The sequence below is a fragment of the Novosphingobium olei genome, from assembly GCF_037076535.1.
Lineage (GTDB): Bacteria > Pseudomonadota > Alphaproteobacteria > Sphingomonadales > Sphingomonadaceae > Novosphingobium > Novosphingobium olei.
The window spans coordinates 2990061-3012161 of record NZ_AP029021.1; the positions used below are offsets into that span (position 1 = coordinate 2990061).

General features: G+C 66.3%; 21 protein-coding genes and 1 tRNA gene. 11 read left to right on the forward strand and 11 right to left on the reverse strand.

Annotated features, from left to right (window positions below):
• Nucleotides 1-30: 30 nt before the first annotated feature.
• Nucleotides 31-987, reverse strand: a complete 957-nt coding sequence (locus tag AACH40_RS14165) for an acyl-CoA dehydrogenase family protein (protein ID WP_338642945.1) — start codon at nucleotides 985-987, stop codon at nucleotides 31-33.
• Nucleotides 988-997: 10 nt separating this feature from the next.
• The gene (locus AACH40_RS14170; RefSeq protein WP_169491679.1) at nucleotides 998-2137 is read right to left on the reverse strand and encodes an acyl-CoA dehydrogenase family protein; all 1140 of its coding nucleotides are present in this window, start codon (nucleotides 2135-2137) and stop codon (nucleotides 998-1000) included.
• A gap of 103 nt (nucleotides 2138-2240) precedes the next feature.
• On the opposite strand from AACH40_RS14170, the gene AACH40_RS14175 reads away from it, so the two are divergent.
• The 4 genes from AACH40_RS14175 (at nucleotide 2241) to AACH40_RS14190 (ending at nucleotide 7183) form a co-directional block, all read left to right on the forward strand.
• Nucleotides 2241-3047 carry a crotonase/enoyl-CoA hydratase family protein gene (locus tag AACH40_RS14175; protein ID WP_338642946.1) on the forward strand — a complete coding sequence of 269 codons (807 nt, stop codon included), beginning with the start codon at nucleotides 2241-2243 and terminating at the stop codon, nucleotides 3045-3047.
• 5 nt (nucleotides 3048-3052) lie between these two features.
• Nucleotides 3053-3931: a thiamine-phosphate kinase gene (thiL, locus tag AACH40_RS14180; RefSeq protein ID WP_338642948.1), complete on the forward strand. Its 879-nt coding sequence runs from the start codon at nucleotides 3053-3055 to the stop codon at nucleotides 3929-3931.
• A gap of 110 nt (nucleotides 3932-4041) precedes the next feature.
• Nucleotides 4042-6138 (forward strand): sodium-translocating pyrophosphatase, encoded by a 2097-nt coding sequence (locus AACH40_RS14185; RefSeq protein ID WP_169491676.1) that lies wholly within the window; start codon nucleotides 4042-4044, stop codon nucleotides 6136-6138.
• 139 nt (nucleotides 6139-6277) lie between these two features.
• Nucleotides 6278-7183: an acyl-CoA thioesterase II gene (locus AACH40_RS14190; RefSeq protein ID WP_338642949.1), complete on the forward strand. Its 906-nt coding sequence runs from the start codon at nucleotides 6278-6280 to the stop codon at nucleotides 7181-7183.
• A gap of 4 nt (nucleotides 7184-7187) precedes the next feature.
• On the opposite strand, the gene AACH40_RS14195 is transcribed toward AACH40_RS14190, so the two are convergent.
• The 4 genes from AACH40_RS14195 to uvrC all read right to left on the reverse strand — a co-directional run bounded on the left by AACH40_RS14195 (nucleotide 7188) and on the right by uvrC (nucleotide 11677).
• Nucleotides 7188-8078, reverse strand: coding sequence for an iron-containing redox enzyme family protein (locus AACH40_RS14195; protein WP_338642950.1), 891 nt, complete (start codon nucleotides 8076-8078; stop codon nucleotides 7188-7190).
• A gap of 92 nt (nucleotides 8079-8170) precedes the next feature.
• Entirely contained in the window at nucleotides 8171-8650 is a 480-nt protein-coding gene (locus AACH40_RS14200; protein WP_338642951.1) for a hypothetical protein, read from the reverse strand.
• Nucleotides 8651-8652: 2 nt separating this feature from the next.
• Nucleotides 8653-9576 (reverse strand): hypothetical protein, encoded by a 924-nt coding sequence (locus tag AACH40_RS14205; protein WP_338642952.1) that lies wholly within the window; start codon nucleotides 9574-9576, stop codon nucleotides 8653-8655.
• Between the two features lie 157 nt (nucleotides 9577-9733).
• Nucleotides 9734-11677 carry an excinuclease ABC subunit UvrC gene (uvrC, locus tag AACH40_RS14210; RefSeq protein ID WP_338642953.1) on the reverse strand — a complete coding sequence of 648 codons (1944 nt, stop codon included), beginning with the start codon at nucleotides 11675-11677 and terminating at the stop codon, nucleotides 9734-9736.
• Nucleotides 11678-11754: 77 nt separating this feature from the next.
• Between uvrC and AACH40_RS14215 the strand changes: the two genes are divergently transcribed.
• Nucleotides 11755-12168, forward strand: coding sequence for a PilZ domain-containing protein (locus tag AACH40_RS14215; protein ID WP_338642954.1), 414 nt, complete (start codon nucleotides 11755-11757; stop codon nucleotides 12166-12168).
• Nucleotides 12169-12173: 5 nt separating this feature from the next.
• Here AACH40_RS14215 and AACH40_RS14220 read toward each other — a convergent pair whose 3' ends face one another.
• Nucleotides 12174-14777 (reverse strand): TonB-dependent receptor, encoded by a 2604-nt coding sequence (locus tag AACH40_RS14220; RefSeq protein WP_338642955.1) that lies wholly within the window; start codon nucleotides 14775-14777, stop codon nucleotides 12174-12176.
• A gap of 252 nt (nucleotides 14778-15029) precedes the next feature.
• On the opposite strand from AACH40_RS14220, the gene infA reads away from it, so the two are divergent.
• The 6 genes from infA (at nucleotide 15030) to AACH40_RS14250 (ending at nucleotide 18077) form a co-directional block, all read left to right on the forward strand.
• The gene (gene infA, locus AACH40_RS14225) at nucleotides 15030-15275 is read left to right on the forward strand and encodes a translation initiation factor IF-1 (RefSeq protein ID WP_169491669.1); all 246 of its coding nucleotides are present in this window, start codon (nucleotides 15030-15032) and stop codon (nucleotides 15273-15275) included.
• Between the two features lie 8 nt (nucleotides 15276-15283).
• On the forward strand, nucleotides 15284-15877 hold the full coding sequence (locus AACH40_RS14230) for a Maf family nucleotide pyrophosphatase (protein WP_338642956.1): 594 nt from the start codon (nucleotides 15284-15286) through the stop codon (nucleotides 15875-15877).
• The gene (locus tag AACH40_RS14235) at nucleotides 15870-16862 is read left to right on the forward strand and encodes a ribonuclease (RefSeq protein ID WP_338642957.1); all 993 of its coding nucleotides are present in this window, start codon (nucleotides 15870-15872) and stop codon (nucleotides 16860-16862) included. Before AACH40_RS14230 ends, AACH40_RS14235 begins: the two co-directional genes overlap by 8 nt.
• Nucleotides 16859-17032: a DNA gyrase inhibitor YacG gene (gene yacG / locus AACH40_RS14240; RefSeq protein ID WP_169491666.1), complete on the forward strand. Its 174-nt coding sequence runs from the start codon at nucleotides 16859-16861 to the stop codon at nucleotides 17030-17032. The genes AACH40_RS14235 and yacG overlap by 4 nt, the downstream gene beginning before the upstream one ends.
• Nucleotides 17033-17152: 120 nt before the next feature.
• Nucleotides 17153-17228: transfer RNA gene (locus AACH40_RS14245), tRNA-Phe, on the forward strand.
• Between the two features lie 255 nt (nucleotides 17229-17483).
• On the forward strand, nucleotides 17484-18077 hold the full coding sequence (locus tag AACH40_RS14250) for a TetR/AcrR family transcriptional regulator (protein WP_338642958.1): 594 nt from the start codon (nucleotides 17484-17486) through the stop codon (nucleotides 18075-18077).
• 28 nt (nucleotides 18078-18105) lie between these two features.
• On the opposite strand, the gene AACH40_RS14255 is transcribed toward AACH40_RS14250, so the two are convergent.
• The 4 genes from AACH40_RS14255 to AACH40_RS14270 all read right to left on the reverse strand — a co-directional run bounded on the left by AACH40_RS14255 (nucleotide 18106) and on the right by AACH40_RS14270 (nucleotide 21962).
• Nucleotides 18106-18417: a non-heme iron oxygenase ferredoxin subunit gene (locus tag AACH40_RS14255; RefSeq protein WP_338642959.1), complete on the reverse strand. Its 312-nt coding sequence runs from the start codon at nucleotides 18415-18417 to the stop codon at nucleotides 18106-18108.
• Nucleotides 18418-18497: 80 nt separating this feature from the next.
• Nucleotides 18498-19271, reverse strand: a complete 774-nt coding sequence (locus AACH40_RS14260; RefSeq protein ID WP_338642960.1) for an SDR family NAD(P)-dependent oxidoreductase — start codon at nucleotides 19269-19271, stop codon at nucleotides 18498-18500.
• Between the two features lie 108 nt (nucleotides 19272-19379).
• Nucleotides 19380-20813 carry an aldehyde dehydrogenase family protein gene (locus AACH40_RS14265; protein ID WP_169491662.1) on the reverse strand — a complete coding sequence of 478 codons (1434 nt, stop codon included), beginning with the start codon at nucleotides 20811-20813 and terminating at the stop codon, nucleotides 19380-19382.
• Nucleotides 20814-20846: 33 nt separating this feature from the next.
• Complete coding sequence (locus AACH40_RS14270; RefSeq protein WP_338642961.1) at nucleotides 20847-21962, reverse strand: NAD(P)-dependent alcohol dehydrogenase; 1116 nt, start codon at nucleotides 21960-21962, stop codon at nucleotides 20847-20849.
• Nucleotides 21963-22101: the final 139 nt, after the last annotated feature.

Here is a 22101-nt window from a genome sequence, read left to right on the forward strand (position 1 = left end):
TGGTCAAGCACCCATGAGGCGATATTTCACTCAGGCGATCAGGCGGTCGGTCCGTGCAGCCACTTCGCGCCAGAGGCCATGGCCACCCAGCCCTGCGGCCTTGCGCCCCAACACGCGCGCCCAATGCGCGTCACTGCCGAATTCGCTGCGCCAGTGCATCAGGCGGCGGGTGTAGCGGTTGAGGGCGTATTCGATGGTAAAGCCGATCGCACCATGGACGCGATGCGCGATCGGCACAGCACGATCGACAGCAAGGCCAAGACGATACTTGCCCGCGGCAATCTCGAATTCTGCATCCCCGGCATCGAGTGCCGCGGCGCAGGCAGCAGCAGCGGCATCGACGGCGGCAGCTTCCTCGGAAAACTCCGCCAGCGCCTGCTGTACAGCCTGGAACTTCGCTAGCGTGCGGCCGAATTGGACGCGCGTGTTGACGTGGTCGATCGCGAGCGTGAACGCGGCTTCCATCGCGCCTGACGCCTGCGCCAACCGCGCGAAAGCGCCCAGCCCGTCGAGATTGGCGGCGCAAGGTGCGGTGGCCGTCGGCTCACCCGCAAGCTTGATCAGGTCGGACGGCTCTCCGGCCAGCGAAGTCCCTTCCTCGACCGCGAAGGCGCCCTTGGCGTAAAGCGACAGCGTGCCGTCGCGCACCATGACGACCGCATCGGCATGGCGGCCGAACGGCGCACGGCCATTGCCGGCGACAAGCGTCACCAGCCCTTCGGGCGCGGCGATTCCCGCCTGCGCCAGCAAGGCGTGGGCGATGATCGGTTCCGCGACCGGCGCGGCCACGGCGTTGAGGCCCGCAAGGCGCAGCACCGCCAGGACGTCGCCCCAATCGCCGCCGAACCCGCCTTGGTCGGCAGGAATTAGCAGCGTGGCGAAACCCGCTTCGGCAAGCCGGGGCGCAGCGTCCTCGAACGATGCTGTGGCGAGATCGGCGAACAGTCCTTCGGCCATCTCGACGAGAAGTTGACGGTTTTCACTCATCCCAGATTCCTCACCGGAGCCCCAGTCCCTTGGCAATAATCCCGCGCAGGACTTCGGGCGTACCGCCGCGCAGCGAGAAGCTGGGCGCGGCCAGCAGGTAATAGGCAAGCAGCTGGGACAGCGCGCTGCTTCCAGCAAGGTCCGTGTCGGTCGCCGCCTGGACCAGGCGCGGCAGCGCCTGTTCGTAGGCGTTGCCCAGATCCTTGACGATCGCCGCCTCGACGATCGGATCCTCGCCCGCGTCGAGCTTGGCCGCGGTCGACATCGACATCTGCCGCAGCGTCCACATTTCGGCTGTGAGCCGTCCGATCAGCTCGGCGATCTCGTCAGCGGGATTCGGGCCGATCGCGTCGATCAGCGCAACGAGCAGGACATGGCTCGAAAGATACCGTTCGGGTCCTGATCGTTCGAGCGCCAGTTCGGCCGTAACCTGCCTCCAGCCCTGCCCTTCGACACCGACCAGCGCATCATGCGGCAGCAGCACGTCCTCGAAGAAGATCTCGTTGAAGTGGTGCGTGCCGGTCATGTCGATGATCGGCCGGATCGTGATTCCCGGCGTGTCGAGGTCGATCATCAGCTGCGACAGCCCCTGCTGGCGCTCGCTGCCTTCCTCGGTGCGCAGCAGCGTCAGCGCCGCATGGCTCTTGTGCGCGCCGCTGGTCCAGACCTTCTGGCCGTTGACCAACCAGCCCTCGTTCGTCTTCTTCGCGAAGGTCCGCACGCTGGCGAGGTCGGAGCCCGAATTGGGCTCGGACAAGCCGATGCAGGCATAGATCTCGCCGCGCGCCATGCCCGGCAGGTACTTCTCGCGCTGCGCCTCGGTGCCATAGCGCACGAGCAGCGCGCCCGTCTGGCGGTCGGCGATCCAGTGAAGCCCGGCCGGCGCACCTGCCGCAAGCAGTTCCTCAAGAACCACGTAGCGTTCGAGCATGGTCCGCTCGTGGCCGCCGTACTGCTTGGGCCAGGTCATCCCGAGCAGACCCGCTGCGCCCATGGCCCGCGAAAACTCGGGGTCGAAGCTGAACCAGCAGTTCGCCCGCTGCAGCGGGGTCCAGCGATGTTCGTGCTCGGCCACCAGCGCGCGCACCTGTTGGCGCAACGCCGGAATGTCACCTTGCGGACGGAAGGGGTGAAGCGGGAATATTTGCATCGCTGCGATGCCTATGGCAGCCCCCGCACAACCGCAAACCGAAAGCCGGTTTTTCACGATGTTGAATTACCCTTTCAGGCAACGAGAAACAGGAGATGCTGCCATGACCAGTCCGTTCCTATCCGTCGAGCGCCGTGGCCGCGTCGCCATCCTCACGATGAGCCGCCCTGAATCGATGAACGCGATCGGCACGCTCGAGGATTGCGACAATATCGTCGACACCTTCTTCCTGCTCGGCAACGATCGCTCGGTCAGCGCGATCGTGCTCACCGGATCGGGCCGCGCCTTTTCAAGCGGCGGAAACATCAAGGGCATGAAGGAGCGCCAGGGCATCGGCGTTCTCGACCAGCCCGATTCGACCCGTGCGAACTACCGCCGGGGCGTGCAGCGTGCGACGCGTGCCATGCTCGACTGCGAAATCCCGATGATCGCCGCGATCAACGGCCACGCCATCGGCTTGGGGCTTGACCTCGCCTGCCTGTGCGACATTCGCGTCGCCGCAGAAAGCGCAAAGATGGCCGCAAGCTTCATCAAGGTCGGCATCGTGCCCGGCGATGGCGGGGCGTGGACGCTGCAGAAGATCGTCGGCTATTCGAAGGCCGCCGAACTGTTCCTCACCGGCCGCACGTTCGATGCCGCCTATGCGCAGAGCATCGGCCTCGTCGGCACTGTCGTGCCCGACGCCGATCTCATCGAAACCGCCGTCGGCATCGCCAACGAAATCGCTGCCAATTCGCCGCGCGCGCTGCGCCTCACCAAGAAGCTGCTGCGCGAAGCCCAGCACGGCCGCGCGCACGACGTGCTCGAACTGTCCGCCGCCTACCAGGCGATCGCGCACGAAACCAAGGATCACGCCGAAGCGGTTGCCGCGATCCTCGAAAAGCGCGCGCCCAATTTCACCGGAGACTGACGTTCATGGCGGGCGAGGCCGACTTCATCGCCGCGCTGCGCGGCCTCGCCACCCATCCTGGCGCGCGCGGGCTTGCCGATGATTGCGCCGTGCTGCGTCTGGGCAGCGAGACGCTTGTCCTCACCCATGACGCGATGGTGGAGGGCGTCCACTGGTTGCCCGGGCAGGATCCCGCCGACATCGCCTGGAAGCTGGTAGCAACCAATCTTTCCGACCTCGCCGCCAAGGGCGCGGGGCCGCTCGGCGTATTGCTGGGCTACGCGCTGGGCGATGATGACAGCCGCTTCCTCGAAGGCCTGCATGAGGTGCTCCGCGTCTACGATGTGCCGCTGCTGGGCGGCGATACAACGGGCGGCGCCGGAAGGCGCACCTTCGGGCTGACGGCACTCGGCCGCGCCACCTGCGATCCCGTCCCGGCCCGATCTGGAGCGAATGTGGGTGACAGCCTGTGGCTGACCGGACCGGTCGGAGCGGCGATGCTGGGGTTCGAGGCCTTGCGCTACGGCCTTGGCGATGTGGACACGACCGCTTTCCGCCGCCCTGTTCCGCGCCTTGCCGAAGGGCGCGCCCTCGCCCCGCTTGTCAGCGCGATGATGGACGTGTCGGACGGCCTGCTGATCGATGCTGCCCGGCTGGCGCAGGCGAGCGCCGTCACGCTGGCGCTCGACCTTTCATTGATCCCCGTGGTTCCTGCCCTCCCCGCCGATCGCATAGACGATGCACTGCGCTGGGGAGACGACTACGAATTGCTGTTCACCTTGCCCGCCGGAATTGCCCCGCCGGTGGCGGCCCACTGCATCGGGCGGGCGTTGGTACAAGCCAACCATCCCCTGCTGCTCGACGGCAATCCTCCGGCTGGCACGCTCGGTTATTTGCACGATTGACGCAGATCATCGAAAGGCTTGCAGGCCTGCCATAAACCTATAGCTTCCCCGCCAACCCGCAACGACGGGGTGCGGCCTTTCAAGGCCGTTTGAATAAGGGGGATGCCAAAGTGAACTTAGTCACATTGTCCATCATATTAGGGTTGCTGGCCGTCGTTTATGGCTTCGTGACCAGCCGCCAGGTGCTGGGCGCACCTGCCGGCAATGCCAAGATGCAGGAAATCGCCGCGGCCATCCAGGAAGGCGCGCAGGCCTACCTCAAACGCCAGTACACCACCATCGCCATCGTCGGCGTGGTCGTTGCCGTCATCGTCGCCTGGGCACTTGGAGCAATAAGCGCGACCGGCTTCGTCATCGGCGCGGTCCTTTCGGGCGTTGCCGGCTTCATCGGCATGAACGTCTCGGTTCGCTCGAACGTGCGCACCGCCGCCGCCGCACAGAGCGGACTACAGGCAGGTCTGACGCTTGCCTTCAGGGCGGGCGCGATCACCGGCATGCTCGTGGCAGGCCTGGCCCTTCTCGCGATTGCCGGCTTCTTCTGGTACCTGACCGGCCCCGCGGGCCATGCCGCCAACGATCGCGTGGTCGTCACCGGTCTCACCGCTCTGGCGCTCGGGGCCTCGCTCGTGTCGATCTTCGCGCGTCTCGGCGGCGGCATCTTCACCAAGGCCGCCGACGTCGGTGCCGACCTCGTCGGCAAGGTCGAAGCGGGCATCCCCGAAGACGATCCGCGCAACCCGGCGGTCATTGCAGACAACGTGGGTGACAACGTCGGCGACTGCGCCGGCATGGCCGCAGACTTGTTCGAAACCTATGTCGTCACCGTCGGCGCTACCATGGTCCTCACCGCGCTGCTGGTGAAGGGTGTTTCCAACCTGATGCCTTTGATGAGCCTGCCGCTGCTGATCGGCGGCGTGTGCATCGTCACCTCGATCATCGGCACGTACTTCGTCCGTCTCGGCAGCTCGAACAACATCATGGGCGCGATGTACAAGGGCTTCCTCGTCACCGCGATCCTGTCAATCCCGGCGATCTGGTTCGCCATGCAATACGCGCTGGGTGACATGAACACCCCCATCGGCGAAGAGGCCTATTCAGGCCGGATGCTGTTCTACTGCGGCCTGCTCGGCCTCGCCATTACCGGGCTGATCATCTGGATCACCGAATACTACACCGGCACCAACTACCGCCCGGTCAAGTCGATCGCGCAGGCGTCGGTCACCGGCCACGGCACCAACGTGATCCAGGGCCTCGCCATCAGCCTCGAAGCAACGGCGCTGCCGACGCTGGTGATCGTCGCCGGCATTATCATCGCCTTCAAGCTCGCCGGCCTGATCGGCATCGCCTATGCCGCCACCTCGATGCTGGCGCTGGCCGGCATGGTCGTCGCGCTCGATGCCTACGGCCCGGTCACCGACAATGCCGGCGGCATTGCCGAAATGGCGGGGCTCGAGGATTCGGTCCGTGAAAAGACCGACGCGCTCGATGCCGTGGGCAACACAACGAAGGCCGTGACCAAGGGCTATGCGATCGGTTCGGCGGGCCTTGCCGCGCTCGTCCTGTTCGCTGCCTACACCACCGACCTGCGGGAATTCTTCCCCACGCTGACCGTCAACTTCAGCCTCGAGAATCCCTACGTCATCGTCGGGCTGCTGCTCGGCGCGCTCCTTCCGTACCTGTTCGGCGCAATGGGCATGACGGCAGTGGGTCGCGCAGCCGGCGATGTCGTCGTCGACGTGCGTGAACAGTTCCGCGAAAACCCCGGCATCATGACTTACGCCTCCAAGCCCGACTACGCCCGCACGGTCGACCTGGTGACGAAGGCCGCGATCAAGGAGATGATCGTGCCCTCGCTGCTGCCGGTGCTGGCGCCGGTCGTGGTCTACTTCGTGATCTCGGCGGTCGCGGGTGCGGAGAACGGCTTTGCCGCTCTTGGCGCGCTGCTCCTCGGCGTGATCGTCGGCGGTCTGTTCGTTGCGCTTTCGATGACCTCGGGCGGCGGCGCGTGGGACAACGCCAAGAAGTATATCGAGGACGGCCACCACGGCGGCAAGGGCAGCGATGCCCACAAGGCCGCGGTGACGGGCGACACGGTCGGCGATCCCTACAAGGATACCGCGGGCCCTGCCGTCAATCCGATGATCAAGATCACCAACATCGTGGCGCTGCTGCTTCTTGCAGCGCTCGCGGGTCACGCGGCGGGATAAACCCGCGCGGCAGACGCCCCGAGTTGGGGAGAGGGTGCAACCCCCGCCGGTCGCAGGGCCGGCGGGGGTTAGCTTTTTAGACCGCACGCAATGCACACGCGCGGTTGACGTAAACGTCAACGCGTAGCATCGAGTTGCAATGAGCAACGAATCTTCCATCGCCCCGTCGCCCGAAGAACTTGTCGCCGACATGCTCGACCTGCTGAATGTCGAGGATCGGGGAGGCGACCGCTTCCGGGGCAAGCGCAAGAAAGGCGGCGTCGGCCGCGTCTTTGGCGGACAGGTCATCGGTCAGGCGCTCGCCTCGGCCGAACTCACTGTGCCCGCCGATCGCCCCGTGCATTCGCTGCACGCCTACTTCGTCCGCGGCGGCAACGAGGATTACGAGATCGACTTCCGCGTGGAGCGGGATCTTGATGGTGGCAGCTTTTCCAACCGCAGGATCGTCGCCAGCCAGCAGGGTCAGACGATCCTCAATATGCTGGCCTCGTTCCACAAGCGCGAGGAAGGCGCCTTTCACGCGGCTCCGATGCCCGATGTCGCGGGGCCTGAAACGCTGGCAAATGAAGCGACCTTGCGGCGGCAGGCGGCAATCGCTGCCGGACGAACCCCGCGCGGCCCGGCACGTCCACGCCCGATCGAGTTGCGCCCGCTCGATCCACTGCACTGGATGCAGGAAGAAGCCCGCGCGCCGGTCTCGAACGTCTGGTTCCGCGCGGCGGCCCCGCTGCCCGATGATCCCAAGATCCACCGCGCTGTGCTCGCTTATGCGAGCGACATGACCCTGCTATCCACGTGCGTCCTGCCCCATGCGGAACTGAGTTGGGCAAAAGGCACGATCATGTCGGCCAGCCTGGACCACGCCATCTGGTTCCACGACGATTTCCGCGCGGACGAGTGGCTGCTCTACACCTGCGAAAGCAACTGGGCGGGACGCGCCCGCGGTTTCAACAGCGGCCGCATCTATGCGCAGGACGGGCGCTTGGTCGCCAACGTGACTCAGGAAGGACTGATCCGGCCGATCGCTCCAAAGTCGAAATCCTGATCGATCAGCCCCAAAGCTCGTCGCGGTAGCGGTCGAAGCAGCGTTCGCCGCATCGCAAACGGATCAACGCCCCCTCTGCCATGGCCGTGGCGCGGGCGGGATCTTCTTCGACCGACGGCCGGATCGCTTCGCGGTTCCAGTCTTCCGAATGCTTCACGTCGAGCACGGCATGCAGCGAGAAATAGCGCCGCTCCTTTTCGCTGAGGCCAATCCGCCGCAGCCCCTCCGCCGTGCAGGCTGAGCGCCCGGGCGCGGTCAGTTCGATCACCCCCAGCGCGCCAACGCTATGCCAGGCGTAGCGGCGGCTGCTGGCCATTGCCGTCATCGCATTGGCGAGCGCAAGGCTTTCCCAGCAGGTCTTTTCGATCGTGGGATCCAGATCCAGCGTCTCGACCAGACCGTTCAGCATCGGACCGTGCATGCCTTTGACATTGCCCCGGCCCATCTCGTCCCAATAGTTGCGCGCCAGTTCCATCTTCGCGCTCGTGGGCAGCTTCACCTGCGTCATGGCGACGAGATCGTCGAAACCGGCTTCACCGGCAGCTTCCTGTTCAAGGAACCAGCAGATGTCGCTGCGCTCCGCCTCGTTCGCGATCCACGGGAACAGCGCATCGCCCTGCCCCGGCCCATCCTTTAACAGGCCCTCGAACCAAGCGATGAAGCCATCCGGATCTGTCGGCACCCGCGCCGCTTCATCGACGACTTGCGCGCGCAATTCCTCCAGGAACGCGCCTTCCAGACGCAGCATCACATGGTCGAGATGGAGACGATCCGCCCAATCCTTCGTCGGCATCGCGGGCGCCAACCTCTCCCGGTTCCAGTGGGCGAGTCGTCGCTGGAAGGCGTCGTTAAGGAACTGCGACCGCGAAGCGATCGCATCGGGCAAACTGGCCATTTCAAAAATCCGTTCTGCGACAATATCTTACTCAAGGTAACCAGCCGTATAGGGGCTGGTTCCTGTCACAGCGGATTGCGTTGGTCGGCTTTTCAGCGGCCAGCGGGGCAGAGCATATCGCGCAACACGGGCGCAGCGATCATCGCGTCGGCGACGGCGGGCAGCGCGCGTGGGTCGCTTGCCGGATTGGCCAAGGTGGCAGCCACGGCGCGGAATATCGCGCACTTCTGCGGATCGGTTGCCCCGCCGCCATAACGGTTGGCCACCTGGGTCACGTACCGATCGTAGCCGGTCCCCCGTGTCGTCCCGAACAGCCGCTGGACCGCCTCATGCGCGCCGTTGAAGCGTGCAGCATTCACGCTGAGCATGCCTTCGTACACGGGGCGAAGGTCGACTCCGGCGCGCGCGCAGCGCAGCGACACCGCCATCATCAAGGTTTCGAACTCGATCAGCTTGCCCGACCGGACGAGCTCCGCGGTACCGCTGTCGGCGCCGCACGCCTGTGCGCTCGCCGTTTGCGCAGAAAGCGTGGCGACTGCTCCCAGCGCCGCGAGCACTGCCTTGCCGCGCATCGTCACTTCGCCCCGGCGCAAGGTGCGACCGGTACGGCCATCAGCTCGTCGAAGGCGCGGACCAGCGCGGCCTGCTGCGAGAACGTCGTCGCCGCATCGGCTTGATAGGCGCGCGCCTCGGCGGCAAGCGCGTTCATCGCCTCGGTATCCTTGCCCAGATCATAGCCGTCGTAGATGCCCTGCAGCGTCTTGAGATAGGCCACCGCCGCATCGTTGTTGCGCTTGGCGGCGTCGACCGCCGGCCGGTAGATCGTGTCGTGATAGCGGTTGCGATCCTCGGCGGAGCAGAAGCTCCCCGGAAGGATGAGTTCCGGAACCGAAACCATCTGCGGATGCGGCGGCAGGGCATAGCGCGACGATATCGACGATACCGGCGCGACCGCAGCCGGCAGGGTTGCCGGCGCAGCCGTCCCGGCGGCCGGGGTTTCCTGCGTATGCGCCAGATCGGCCAGCATCTGCCCCAGCGTGGCGCCGGCACCCGCGGCAGCGGCTGTCGAAACCGGCAGGCCACCGGGAACGCCGACCGGCGAGGCCATCGCCAGCGCTGGCCCGTTCGAGGATGCAGAGGACGCCGGGGCAGGCGCGGCGACGGCCGGGCTTGCCACGGGGTTCGCTACGGGCGTGGCCGGCGGCTGCGCCGCAGCGGGGGCTGTCGTTGACGCCTGCGTCAGCGGGGTCTGCGTGCCCGCCGGCACGTGCCGCAGCATCTGCACCTTCGCGCGTGCCAGAGCGGCAAACGTACCCTGCGGATATTGCTGGAGATAGGCTTCATAAAGCGATGCGTCATCGCTCGAACCGATCGACTGCCAGAACGTCAGCTCGAACGGCGAACCGACTCCATTCGCGGCCTGCGCCTGCGCCATCGGTGCCTGCATCAAGAGCGCCAATGCAGCGACGCTCACCCCTGCCCATCCCGCTTTCGTCATCGAACCCGTCCCCGCTTCGGCCGATGCCGACGGCATCGCGCACTTGTCCCACAGCAAGGCCACTATCGTTCATCGACGTCGCCATGCCTTCAACAAGGGGGGTTAACCTGACACTTACCGTAATGGTACGTATCGCGCGGGTCCGTAGCGCTAGTTCTCAGCCGCTCGGGTGGTAGAAGTCATAGACGGTCTGCGCCACGGTCCCGCTCACCCCGGGCGCGCGCTGCAGATCTTCAAGGCTTGCCGCGCGGACCTTCCCCGCCGTTCCGAAGTGCAGCAGCAAGGCCCGCTTGCGCGCAGGGCCGATGCCCGGAATCTCGTCGAGCGGACTCGCCGTGATCGCCCGGCTGCGCTTTTCGCGATGCGCGCCGATGGCAAAGCGGTGGACCTCGTCGCGCAGGCGCTGCAGGTGGAACAGCACGGGCGAGTTCACCGGCAGCATCTTTTCGCGGCCATCGGGGAAGTGGAACACCTCGCGCCCTTCGCGGCCGTGGTGCGGGCCTTTCGCGATCGCGATCAGCGGCACGTCCTCCACGCCGATCTCGTCCAGCGCTTCCTTGACCGCGCTCATCTGTCCCTTGCCGCCATCGATCAGCACCAGGTCCGGCCACATGCCGTTCTCACGGTCGGGGTCCTCTTCCTGTGCGCGCGAAAAGCGGCGGCGCATCACTTCGCGCATCATTCCGAAATCGTCGTCGGTCTGCGCCGACTTGATGTTCCACTTGCGGTACTGGCCCTTGAGGAATCCTTCGGGCCCCGCGACGACCATCGCGCCCAGCGCATTGGTGCCCTGGATGTGGCTGTTGTCGTAGATCTCGATCCGCTGCGGCACTTCCGAAAGCTCGAGGAACTCGGCCATCTCGCGGTTGACCCGCGCCTTGGTCCCGCTCTCGGCCATGCGGCGGTCGAGCGCCTCGACGGCATTGCGGCTCGCCTGCTCCATCAGCCGACGCCGATCGCCACGCTGCGGCACGGAAATCTCCACCTTGCCGCCTGCCGGAACTGACAGCGCCTCGGCCAGGAGCTCGCATTCCGGAAGGTCGCGATCGACCAGGATCAGGCGGGGTGGCGGCACTTCCTCGTAGAATTGCGCCAGAAAGGCCGTCAGCACCTCGCCCTCGTCCAGACCTTCGGTATGGCTGGGGAAGAAGGCTCGGTGCCCCCAGTTCTGGCCACCGCGGATGAAGAAGGCCTGGATCCCGATCTGTCCGCCCTTGGCTGCCAGCGCGAAGACATCGGCATTGCCGACCCCTTCCGCATTGATCGCCTGGCTGCCCTGGATGAAGGTCGCCGCCCGAAGCCGGTCGCGCAGCATGGCAGCGCGTTCGAAATCGAGCGCCTCGGCCGCTTCTGCCATCTGCGCCTCGATCTCCTTCTGCACGGCGCCCGACCTGCCGCCCAGGAAGTCCTTCGCCTGGCGCACAAGCTCGGCATACGAAGCTTCATCGATGCGGCCGACACAAGGGGCGCTGCAGCGCTTGATCTGGTAGAGCAGGCAGGGCCGGTCGCGCCGCGCCATGAAGCCGTCGTTGCAGCTGCGCAGCAGGAACAGCTTCTGCAGCGCATTGATCGTGGTGTTGACGCTGCCGGCGCTGGCAAACGGCCCGTAATAATTGCCCTTGGCCCGCCGCGCCCCCCGGTGCTTCATGATCCGTGGATAGGCGTGATCGGCGCGCAGCAGGATGAACGGAAACGACTTATCGTCGCGCAGCAGCACGTTGTACGGCGGCCGGTAGCGCTTGATCAGCTGCGCTTCCAGCAGCAGTGCCTCGGCCTCGGAATTGGTCGTGACGATCGTCATGCTGCGCGTCTGGCTGACCATGCGCCGCAGCCGGTTGGAAAGCCGGTCGACCTGCGTGTAGTTGGCCACGCGGTTCTTCAGCGCGCGCGCCTTGCCGACATAGAGCACGTCGCCACGCGCATCCTGCATGCGATAGACGCCCGGCTTTGGCTTCAGCGTCTGCACCACCTCGCGGATCGCAGCGACGCCCGCTTCGATGTCAGGCTGCTCGGCCCCGCGCACGGCGTACGTCGCCTTGTCCTCGTTGAAGCGCTCGGCGCCCTTGGGGTTGGCTGGTGTTCCGGCTGGGGTACGCGACATGGCCTGCGAGATAGGACCTGCCGGGGCATTACGCAAACGTCCGAAGGGGGTCGATTGCACCGTCGAAAGCATGGCAGATGCATGCGTGCGATGTGTCCGCCCCCTTCACCCCGCCCTCTGGTACGCAAGCCGGCATTGCCGGCCGCAGGGCCGATTCACGCCTGCGCCTTGGCGCCGGGCTTCCCTGCCGGCTCGTGCTGTTGAGCGGCACGCTGACGGGCCGGGTCGAGGACATCTCCGCGACGGGCGCGCGGATCGCCGTTGCCGCGATCGTCGCGTCCGGTTCGGAAGGCGTTCTTGAGGTGAACGGCGTCGAAGCTTTCGGAGAAATCGTCTGGTGCCGCAGCGGGCGGGTCGGATTCCACTTCGAGGAAAAGCTCGCGCTCGAACAGCTCGTGCGGCTGCGCCACTTCTCCGATGGTTTCGGCGAGCACGAACGCATGCGGCGCGAACGGATCGCGCATGAGTTCGTGACCGGCCGCCGGGTCTGACGCCTTCAGAACTGCTTGCGGAACTCCAGCTTGATCACCCGCCCAGCCGGATCGAGATAGCCAGCCTGATAGCGCAACGGAACGTCGCCATTGCCATCGGTCACCTTCTGCTGTGCATCGAACACGTTGTCGACGCCGATCGACAGGCGCGCGCCCTTGAAGAACGGTGTCTTGTCGGCAAGGCCCGGCACGCGTCCAAGATCGGCGAAGAGCCGCATGTTGAACGTCGCGATGGGCGCGAAGTCGAGCCGCGTCGATCCCGGCGCGCCGCTTGAATCGACATGCGTTCCTCCGGTGTAGGTGCCATTCAGCCGCAGCCCGAAGCCGCGATAGAAACCGCCTCCTTCCAGCTGGATCGAATGCCGCGCAACACCGCTGCCCGATACCGCATCGCCATCGAGCAGGTTCAGCACCGCCCCGCCCGGCACGATCTGCACGGTGTTGGTGAACTGGATCGTGTGGGTCAGCGACAGGTTCCAGCGCCCCCGCCCGTCATTGCCGCCCCCACCCGGACCGCCACCGCCCGGACCGCCCCCACGCATCCGTCCGAACCCGCCGCCGGACCCGCCCGGGCCACCGGGTGGCGGACCGCCAGCGCCCATCCCACCGGGGGGAGGGCCGCCCATACCGCCCATCATGCCGCGAAAGCCGCCGCGCCGCTGGGCCTGCGAAGGGTCCGGCTTGCCGAAGTTGCCGGCGATATTGATGCCCCAGCGCAACCGGCTCGATTTTTCCGACGCGAAGGTCACCGGGCTCTGGTCGACCGACACGATCCGCCCGTTCGCATCGCGCACCACCCGGCCCGGGAACGCGGCCTCCACCGCCGGGGTCAGCAGCGGGAAGGCGTTGGTCGTATTGGTCGAACGGTTGCGGAAATACTCCACGATCAGCGACGAATTCTTGAGGAACGGCAGCGTCCAGTTGGCCGCCAGCTTGATGTCGTGCTGGCGCTCCTTGCGCAGATTGGGGTTGCCGCCGTTGATCACCGTGGCAAGCACCGTCTCGCCGCGCGTGAAGTCGTACAACGCCACGCCCTGCGTCACCGTGGTCGGCGCCCCCAGGTCCGATAGCCCCGGCGCTGCCTGCGTGGCGATATAGCTTGCGGTCAGGCTCAATTTTTCGGTCGGCCCCCAGGTCAGCCCCGCGCCATAGTCGGTCAGGCTGCCGAAGTCGGACAGGTGGTGAACCTCTCCGTTGAGGTTGAGCGACAGGTCGCCGATCGCGCTGCCGAAGTTTTCACGCCGGCTGGTGATCGGCACATCCAGGCTGAAGCCTGCCTGCACATCGCCACGCGTCAGGCGGATATCCCCCGATGTCGTGCGCGTGTCCGAAGACCGGATGCCCGAATAGGCATAGCCCGCCTTCACCGTCAGCGACGCCGGTCCGCCGGGCAGGGTCAAGGGCTGCCCTGAAAGCGTCGCCAGCGACGTCAGGCTGTTGGTCACGCTGTGCGCGCGGTCGGCGCCTACACCCACGATCGCGTCTTCCGGGATCGGGCCGTCGGCCCCGAACGCGCCGCTGTCGACCAGCGCCTGCAGCCCGGTCAGGTTGGCGCGGTTGTCGATGCGGCTGTCGGTCACGACATGACTGCCGTCCGCTGTTGCGGAAAGCTGCCAGCTTCCGAGCGGCTTGTTGAGCCCTGCCCCCAGCGACATCGTGGTTGTCTTGCGGCGCGTGGTCAGCGCCTCGGGATCGAGCAGCGTGCGGGCATAGGCCGTGCCGGTCGCCGGGTCGGTCAGCGTCACGGTGTTGAGCCCGTTGAGGCTCTTGGCGTCGTCGCGCTGCACCAAAGCATTGAGCGTCAGACCTGCCCCGCCGCCAAGCGGCTTGGCCCATGTCGCGTTCAACTGCGCGCTGGTCGTGTCCGACAGCAGCGTGCGATACTCGGCGGCATTGGGATCGCCAGCCACTTTCACGCCGCTGCTTGCGGTCTGCACGATGCCGCGCTCGGCCTCGGTCAGCGGGCTCTGCTTCTCGAAGCTGCCGGTCACGTTGAGCCGCGCGCCCTTGTCGATCCGCGCCAGCGTCAGCTCCTGCTTCCAGTCGGTATAGCCGCCTCGCGCGGGCAGATTGAGGTCGCTTTCGCTGCCGAAACTCTTGAAATTGTCCTTCAGGATGAAGTTCACCACCCGCTGGTCGGGGCGATAGCCGAACTTGAGCGCAACTTCCTCGGGCAGCACTTCCACTCGTCGGATCGCCTCGGGCGGAAGCCCGCGCATCTCGCGGAAATTGGAAATGCGCATCCCGTTGAGCAGGATCACCGGCGAACCATCACCCCGGCCGCGCCCGGAACCGGTTTGCGGCGCCAGCGCCGCCAGCAGTTCCTGGATTGAACCTGCGCCATAGGACGCGATCTCTTCCTCATCGAGCGTCACCAGCGGCGGCTGCGCGGCCGCGACCTGCCCCTTCAGCCGCGTCGCCACGACCAGGATCTCGCCAGCATCGTCGATCCCATCGCCATTGCTGTCGACCGGAATATTGTCGCCGTTTACCGACGCGGGCGGCGTCGGGTCCTGCGTCGTCTGCGGCTGTTCCGCTGCCAGTGCCAGCACCGGCAGGACAACCGACGCCGGGGCGCCAAGCATGGTGGAAATGAGAAGTCTGTTCATCGCTCTGCTTCAAAAGGAAAATCGGCGCCACGGCGCAACAACCCCGTAGCTGGCTTCCCGGTCCCGGCGAGACAACGACCCTTTGGTATCATTCTGTCGCAACCGCCCCGGTGCAGACGGTTGCAACACGCTCTTTTCTTTTGCGCGCCGGGCCGCTATGCGCGCGGCGCGCGGTCGCTTGTCCATGCCAGGTGCCCGTTTCAAGGTATCGACTTCCAGCAGGCATCAAGCGAAAGGCGCCCGTTTCCGCCCATGGCGAAAGAAGAACTCCTCGAAATGCGCGGCACGGTGGTCGAGCTGCTGCCGAACGCCATGTTCCGGGTGAAGCTGGAAAACGATCACGAGATCCTCGGCCATACCGCGGGCAAGATGCGCAAGAACCGCATCCGCGTGCTCGTCGGTGACGAAGTTCTCGTGGAATTGACGCCCTACGATCTGACCAAGGGGCGCATCACCTATCGCTTCATGCCCGGTCGCGGCGGCCCCGGCGGCTTCTGATCATCGCCATGTCCGCGCCAGCCGCCGACCAGCCGCTGGTTCTCGCGTCCGCCAGCCCGCGTCGTCTCGAACTGCTCGCCCGCCTCGGCGTCAAGCCCGATCGCGTGCTTGCCACCGATATCGACGAATCCCCGCTCAAGGGCGAATTGCCCCGCGCCCACGCCGTCCGCCTCGCTGCGGCCAAGGCGCGCGCCGCTGCCGCGCTTGCCCCTGATGCGCTGATCCTGTCCGGCGATACGGTGGTGGGCGTTGGCCGCCGCATCCTCCCCAAGGCAGAGGACGAAGCGACCGCGCGCCAATGCCTCGCGCTGCTGTCCGGCCGCCGCCACCGTGTCTTTTCCGCAATCGCCGTGCTTTCGCCCGACGGCACTTTGCGCGAAGCGCTCAGCGAAACCATCGTGCGTTTCAAGCGGCTGAGCGCGGAAGAGATGGAAGCCTACATCGCCGGCGGAGACTGGCGCGGCAAGGCCGGTGGCTATGCCATCCAGGGCGCCGCCGAAGGGTTCTGCCAGTGGCTCTCGGGCAGCCACTCGGGCGTCGTCGGCCTGCCGCTCTACGAAACGCGCCGCCTGCTGCGCGCGGCCGGGGTCGCGCTTGGCTGAATGGCTCCACGAAGCCGGGATCGGCGAAGAACGAGCCATCCTGGTCGAAGGCGGCAGCATCATCGCCGCCCGCATAGATTGGGGCGAACCGCTGCGCGCAGGCCATGTCGGCACCGCGCGCATCACCCGGCGCCTTGCCGGGACCCGGCGCGGTTTCGCCCGCTTTGCCGATGGTAGCGAAACACAGGTCGATTCGCTGCCGCCAAGCGCCACCGAGGGATCGGCCCTTCGCCTCAGGATCACGCGCGGGGCCATTGCCGAAAAGGGGCGCACCAAGCTGCCCCAGGCGCGGCCCGCTGCGCCTGACGAACCAGACCGCCCCGCACCCAACCTGCTCGAATCCCTGCGCGCCGAAGGCCACACCGTGCGCAGCCTGCGCGTGACCGACCGCGATTTCGATCAGGCCGGCTGGGATGAACTGGCCGAAGAAGCGCTGACGGGCGAAATCGCCTTCGACGGCGGCAGCCTTGCCATCACACCCACTCCGGCGATGACGCTGATCGACATCGATGGACCGCCGCCCCTCCCCGCGCTGTGCCATGCCGCCGTGCCGGCCATCGCCAGCGCGCTGCCCCGCCTCGATATCGCCGGCTCGGTCGGCATCGACTTTCCCTCGCTGCCCGAAAAGCGCGATCGCCAGGCGGTCGACATTGCGCTGGCCGCCGCGCTCGATGGCATGAAGGTCGAACGCACCGCCATGAACGGGTTCGGGTTCGTCCAGCTTGTCTCGCGCCTCGAACGCCCGTCGTTGCCAGCGCGCTTCGCCCGCCATCCCGCCGGGGCCGCCGCGCGCATGCTGCTGCGCCGGGCGGAACGTGTGCAGGAACCCGGGGTGCTGCACCTGATCGCGCCAGCCGCCGTGCTGCGCGCCATCCCCGGCGATTGGCTTGCCGAACTCGCCCGTCGGACGGGCCGCGAAGTGGTGTGCGAAGAACGCACCGGACTTGCCCTTGGCGGCGGTTTCGCGCAGGCGGTGGCACGATGAACACCCCGCCATCTTCCCAGGGCAAGCGCTGCCCGATCTGCGGCAAGCCCCGCAAGACAGAGCATGCCCCCTTCTGCTCCACCCGTTGCCGCGACCGCGATCTGGTCCGCTGGCTGGACGATGGCTACGCAATTCCCGGGCCTCCCGCGGATCCCGAAAGCGAAGCGTGATCGGGCAGCGCCCGTCGCGCAAAATTTATGCACGCCGGGGCTGGACAAGCCTCGCCCCGTTCGCCATAGGCGCGCTTCCAATCGCCCGCGACCGCCCCAAACGGCCGCCGCGGACCGGATGCCCGGGTAGCTCAGTTGGTAGAGCACGTGACTGAAAATCACGGTGTCGGCGGTTCGACTCCGTCCCCGGGCACCACCTTCCCCTCTTCATATTTTCGCTGAGCCGAGGGTCCGTCCCAACGCCACCACTCCGGCGTGCGCCTTGTCCCGGCGATCGCAACAACCATCCGCACATGCTGCGTTTGATGCTGCGCGGCGAACGGCGGGATACGGCCCGTTCCGGCGCCTGGCGTTCGCGCCTTGCGATGCGTATTCGAGTCGCTATCTGTACGGGATGGTCACCAAGACTCGTCTTCCGAGATCCGCCCCGGACGCGCGACGAGACGACATCGTGCGCAAGGCGAGCGATCTCTTCCTCGAAGAGGGCTTTGCCGCAACTTCCATGTCGACCATCGCGCGCGCCGTCGGGGGATCGAAGGCGACGCTCTACAAATACTTCCCCACCAAGGAAGCCTTGTTCGAAGCGGTCATGGAAAACTGTTCGCAGATCGTGCTGGGCCCGATCTGCAACTCCAGCATCCCGCGCGAAAGCCCGAGAGCGTTCCTCACCGCAGTGGGCGAGCGCCTGATGCAGGGCATCTACACGGCCGAAGCCATTGCCCTCAACCGGGTCGTCGTGGGTGACAGCGGCCGGTCGCCCGAGATCGGCCGCGTGTTCTTCGCCGCCGGGCCCAATCGGCTCAAGACCGAAGTCGTCCGGCAACTCGAGGAATTCTCCAAGGCAGGCGTGCTCAAGCTTCAGAACACGCTGACATCGGCCGAGGACTTTCTCTCGCTGTTGAGCGGGGATCTGCACCTGCGGATCGTGGCAGGCGTCCGCAAGGCGCCCGACCAGCCCGAGATCAGGGCTCACGTGGCACGGATCGTCGACATGCTGCTGCAACTTTGGACGCCGTCAGCCCCATCGGCAAACCCGGCGGACTAAGCGTCCGATCCGCGGCAACCGGGCAGCCTTACCCTAGCTGGACGAGGATCCGGCCGTTCTCGGCACGCACCTGGTAGGTTTTAAGGTCGTCCCACACCGGTCCGCCGGTCGCCTCGCCGGTCTTGACGCAGAAGCGGCCCTGATGGAGCGGGCAGATCACTTCGCCATTCTCGAACTTGCCCTTGGTCAGCATGGCGCTGCCGTGCGTGCAGATACCCTGCATCGCGTAGTAACTGCCATCGTGGCGGAACAGGGCAACCAGCCGGCCTTCGACGGGCGCGGACAGGCAGCCCGCCGCGATCAGGTCGTCCTCGCCACAGGCATCCAGCCATTCCGCCACTCTTGCCGCTCCCTTCGAACCAGGCGGGTTGCATAGGGACACCGCCGCGCCCCGGCAACCGCCGGCTCTAAGCGCAACACTCAGCGGCCGTGCTGGCCGTCGTCCACCCGCACGCAAGTGCCGGTCACCGCGTCCGATGCGGGCCCGACCAGGAACAGCAGCGTCGAATCGAGCTGCGCCGGGTTGCCGAGGCGCTTGCGCGGCATGTGCTGGCTGATGTCGCCCATGCGTTCGAGCATGCCGGCCAGCATCTCGGATTCGAACGCGCCGGGTGCGATCGCGTTGACGTTGATGTGGTTGCGCGACCATTCGACCGCGAGCGTTTCGGTCAGACGCACGACCGCCGCCTTGGTCACCGAATAGAGCGCCGCGCCATTGCCGCTGTAGTGGAACGCTGCTTCCGAGGCGATGTTGACGATGCGGCCGGGCTTTTTCGCCTCGATCAGCCGCTTGGCGACTTCCACTGCCATGATCCAGGGGGCGCGCAAATTGATGTCGAGCACGCGGTCGACCAGTTCGAGGTCCATCTTGTGCGCGCGCTGCGCATCGGGGATGCCGGCGTTGTTGACCAGGATCGTCACCGTGCCGAGCGCGGCTTCGGCCTTGGCCACGGCGCCTGCTAGGTCTTCGGCCTTGGTCGCATCCATCGCGATCGCCACCGCTTCGCCGCCGCTGGCACGAATCTCTTCTGCGAGCGCCTCCAGCCGGTCCATGCGGCGCGCGCAGAGCGCAACCTTGGCGCCACTCGCCGCCAGCACCTTGGCAAAGCGCAGGCCGAGGCCCGAGGAGGCACCGGTTACCAGCGCGATCTGGCCCGTCAGATCGGTCGAAGCATTGGGCAGCGGATAATCCATGGCACATCCTCTCATGGCCGGAAGGCCGTTGCCCCGGCTCTTGTCCTTGCGAATTGCGGTTGGGTGCGCCGGCCCGTCCTGCTGGGACCAGGCCGGCGCTCGCCCGTGTTACTGCGCGAAGGCAGGCTTCTTGCGGCGCACCAGCGTCTGCGCATTGGTGTATTCGAGCAGGCCTTCAAGCCCGCCCTCGACGCCCACGCCCGACTGCTTCATGCCGCCGAACGCCGCCAGCGGCGACAGGTGCTGCGTCTCGTTGACCCACACCGTGCCCGACTGGATGCGCTGGGCGAGTTCGAAAGCCTTTTCCTCGTCGGTCGACCAGACCGACCCGCCAAGGCCGTAGTCGGTCGCGTTGGCGCGCGCGATCACGTCGTCGTAGTCGTCGAACTGGATCAGCGGCAGCACCGGGCCGAACTGCTCTTCCTGCACGATGCGGCTGTTTTCGGGCGGGTTGTCGAGGATGGTGATCGGAATGAAGTAGCCCGGAACGTCGGCCTTCTCGCCGCCCATCAGGAACTTGTAGCCCTTGTCCTTGGCATCCTGGATCAGGTCGAGCACGCGTTCGTACTGCGGCTTGTTGTTGATCGGGCCGATCTGCGTGCCCTGCTCCGACCCGTCGCCGACCTTCACCGTCTTGGCATAGGCGACGATGGCATCGCGCAGCGGTTCGTACACGTCCTTGTGGATGTACATGCGCTTGGTGGCGATGCAGATCTGGCCGTTGTTGGTGAAGGCCGCCCAGAACAGCTGCTCGGCGATCTTCTCGACATCGACGTCGGGCATGACGATCGCGGCGTCGTTGCCGCCCAGTTCCAGCGTCACGCGCTTGAGCGTGGGCGCGGCCGAAGCCATCACGCGGCGGCCGGTCTGGGTGGACCCGGTGAAGCTGATCTTGTCGAAGCCGGCATGGCCAGTCATCCACGGGCCAAGGTTATCGCCGCCGGTCACGACGTTGAGCACGCCGGCGGGCAGGATCTCGTTGGCGAGCTCGGCGAACTTGAGCGTGCACAGCGGGGTGAACGGCGAAGGCTTGAGCACCATGGTGTTGCCCGCGAGCAGCGCCGGGGCGACCTTGAACATGGCGAGGATCATCGGGAAGTTCCACGGCGCGATCGCACCCACCACGCCCAGCGGCACATGGCGCGTGATGCTGATGCGCTCGTCCGAATCCTCGTTGACCGTCTCGGGCAGGTCGAGCGCGGTGAACGCCTTGAGCCAGTAGCCCGCGCCCATGATCTCGCCCTGCGCTTCGGTGCCGGGCTTGCCCTGCTCCTTGGTCAGCAGGCGGGCGAAGCCTTCGATATTGCCGAAGATCGCATCGCCCAGCGCGTTGAGCTTGGCCTTGCGCTCCTCGATCGGGGTGGCGGCCCAGCCCGGGAACGCCTTGCGCGCCGCGGCGACTGCAGCGTCGAGATCGGCCTCGGTCGCGTCGGGCACGCGCGCCAGCACTTCTTCGGTCGCGGGGTTGAGCACGTCGAGCGTGGCGCTGCCGGCGACCAGTTCGCCGCCGATCAGCATCTTGTAGGTGTCGTTGAATTCCATCGGAATCTCCGTCTGGGAGGAAAGGGGGTTGCGTCAGGGGACGAGCACGACCTTGATACATTCGCCGCGCGCCTGCGCCGCGATCGCCTCGTTGATCTGGTCGAGCGGGAAGGCCTTGATCAAACGCTCGAACGGGAACTTGCCCTGCGCCTGCAGCGAAAGCAGCTCGGGGATGAAGTCCTGCGGCACGGCATCGCCTTCGATGATGCCCAGGATGCGCAGGCCCGGTGTCATCAGCGCGGCGATGTTGACCGTGATCGACGCCTCCATCGCCTTGGGCACGCCGACCAGGCCGATCACGCCGTGCGGGGCAAGGTTCGCCAGCCCCGTCTCGATCACGCCGACATTGCCGGTGGTATCCAGCGCGGCATCCACGCCGAGCGGCAGGATATCGCGGATCGCGGTGGCGAGATCGCCCGCCGCAGGGTCGATCACGTGCGTCGCGCCGAGCTCGAGCGCGATGTCGCGCCGCGACGCCACCGGTTCGACCAGCAGCACATGGCTGCAGCCGCGCACCTTGCCGGCCATGACGGCGGCAAGACCGACGGGACCGCCGCCGAACACGATCAGCGACGATCCTTCCTTGCAGGCCATCGAATTCATTACCGCGCCCGCGCCGGTCATCAGCCCGCAGCCGAGTGGCCCCAGGTATTCGAGCGGCAGGCTGTTCGAGGCCGGCACCTTGACCACGTTGCTGGCGCGCGTCACCGCCAGCGTCGAGAACGACGATTGGCCGAAGAAGTGTGATGAGATGCGTTCGCCATCATTGCCGGCATAGGCGGTCGAGCCGTCTTCCAGCCGCATGCCGGCATAGTTGAGCGGCACGAAGGTATTGCAATAGCTCGGCAGGTGTTCCTCGCAGCGCGGGCACCCGCCACAGCTCGAAAAGCCGAGAACCACCTTGTCGCCCACGGCAAGGCCAGTCACGCCCTCGCCCACCGCCTCGATCGTGCCCGCGCCTTCGTGGCCAAGCACGCCGGGCTTGGCAAAGGCATCGAACTGGTCACGGAATACGAGGTCGGTGTGGCACAGGCCGACGCCCGCGATCTTCACCCGCACTTCGCCCGGACCCGGAGGCGAAACCTCGATCTGCTCGATGGTGAAGTCGACATTGGCGCCGCGCGCGACGGCGGCTGTTGCAATGGTCATCCAGGACTCCCGGGTTCTTGGCCGCGCATGCACCACGCGGGCACCTCTCTTTAATCGTGCAATTAAACCGCGTCCAGCCCCTCAGGGCCCGATCGTGACGCTACGGCACCAAAGAAAAACCGCCGCCCCTCCGGTGAGG

Excerpts from the sequence above, each read along its gene's own strand:
- AACH40_RS14265 (WP_169491662.1), bottom strand. The coding sequence starts at position 20,813 with ATGGAATTCAACGACACCTACAAGATGCTGATCGGCGGCGAACTGGTC.
- infA (WP_169491669.1), top strand. The coding sequence starts at position 15,030 with ATGGCGAAAGAAGAACTCCTCGAAATGCGCGGCACGGTGGTCGAGCTG.
- AACH40_RS14205 (WP_338642952.1), bottom strand. The coding sequence starts at position 9,576 with ATGACGAAAGCGGGATGGGCAGGGGTGAGCGTCGCTGCATTGGCGCTC.
- AACH40_RS14175 (WP_338642946.1), top strand. The coding sequence starts at position 2,241 with ATGACCAGTCCGTTCCTATCCGTCGAGCGCCGTGGCCGCGTCGCCATC.
- AACH40_RS14230 (WP_338642956.1), top strand. The coding sequence starts at position 15,284 with ATGTCCGCGCCAGCCGCCGACCAGCCGCTGGTTCTCGCGTCCGCCAGC.
- AACH40_RS14190 (WP_338642949.1), top strand. The coding sequence starts at position 6,278 with ATGAGCAACGAATCTTCCATCGCCCCGTCGCCCGAAGAACTTGTCGCC.
- thiL (WP_338642948.1), top strand. The coding sequence starts at position 3,053 with ATGGCGGGCGAGGCCGACTTCATCGCCGCGCTGCGCGGCCTCGCCACC.
- yacG (WP_169491666.1), top strand. The coding sequence starts at position 16,859 with ATGAACACCCCGCCATCTTCCCAGGGCAAGCGCTGCCCGATCTGCGGC.
- AACH40_RS14165 (WP_338642945.1), bottom strand. The coding sequence starts at position 987 with ATGAGTGAAAACCGTCAACTTCTCGTCGAGATGGCCGAAGGACTGTTC.
- AACH40_RS14195 (WP_338642950.1), bottom strand. The coding sequence starts at position 8,078 with ATGGCCAGTTTGCCCGATGCGATCGCTTCGCGGTCGCAGTTCCTTAAC.
- AACH40_RS14270 (WP_338642961.1), bottom strand. The coding sequence starts at position 21,962 with ATGACCATTGCAACAGCCGCCGTCGCGCGCGGCGCCAATGTCGACTTC.
- uvrC (WP_338642953.1), bottom strand. The coding sequence starts at position 11,677 with ATGTCGCGTACCCCAGCCGGAACACCAGCCAACCCCAAGGGCGCCGAG.
- AACH40_RS14260 (WP_338642960.1), bottom strand. The coding sequence starts at position 19,271 with ATGGATTATCCGCTGCCCAATGCTTCGACCGATCTGACGGGCCAGATC.
- AACH40_RS14220 (WP_338642955.1), bottom strand. The coding sequence starts at position 14,777 with ATGAACAGACTTCTCATTTCCACCATGCTTGGCGCCCCGGCGTCGGTT.
- AACH40_RS14200 (WP_338642951.1), bottom strand. The coding sequence starts at position 8,650 with ATGCGCGGCAAGGCAGTGCTCGCGGCGCTGGGAGCAGTCGCCACGCTT.
- AACH40_RS14170 (WP_169491679.1), bottom strand. The coding sequence starts at position 2,137 with ATGCAAATATTCCCGCTTCACCCCTTCCGTCCGCAAGGTGACATTCCG.
- AACH40_RS14215 (WP_338642954.1), top strand. The coding sequence starts at position 11,755 with ATGCATGCGTGCGATGTGTCCGCCCCCTTCACCCCGCCCTCTGGTACG.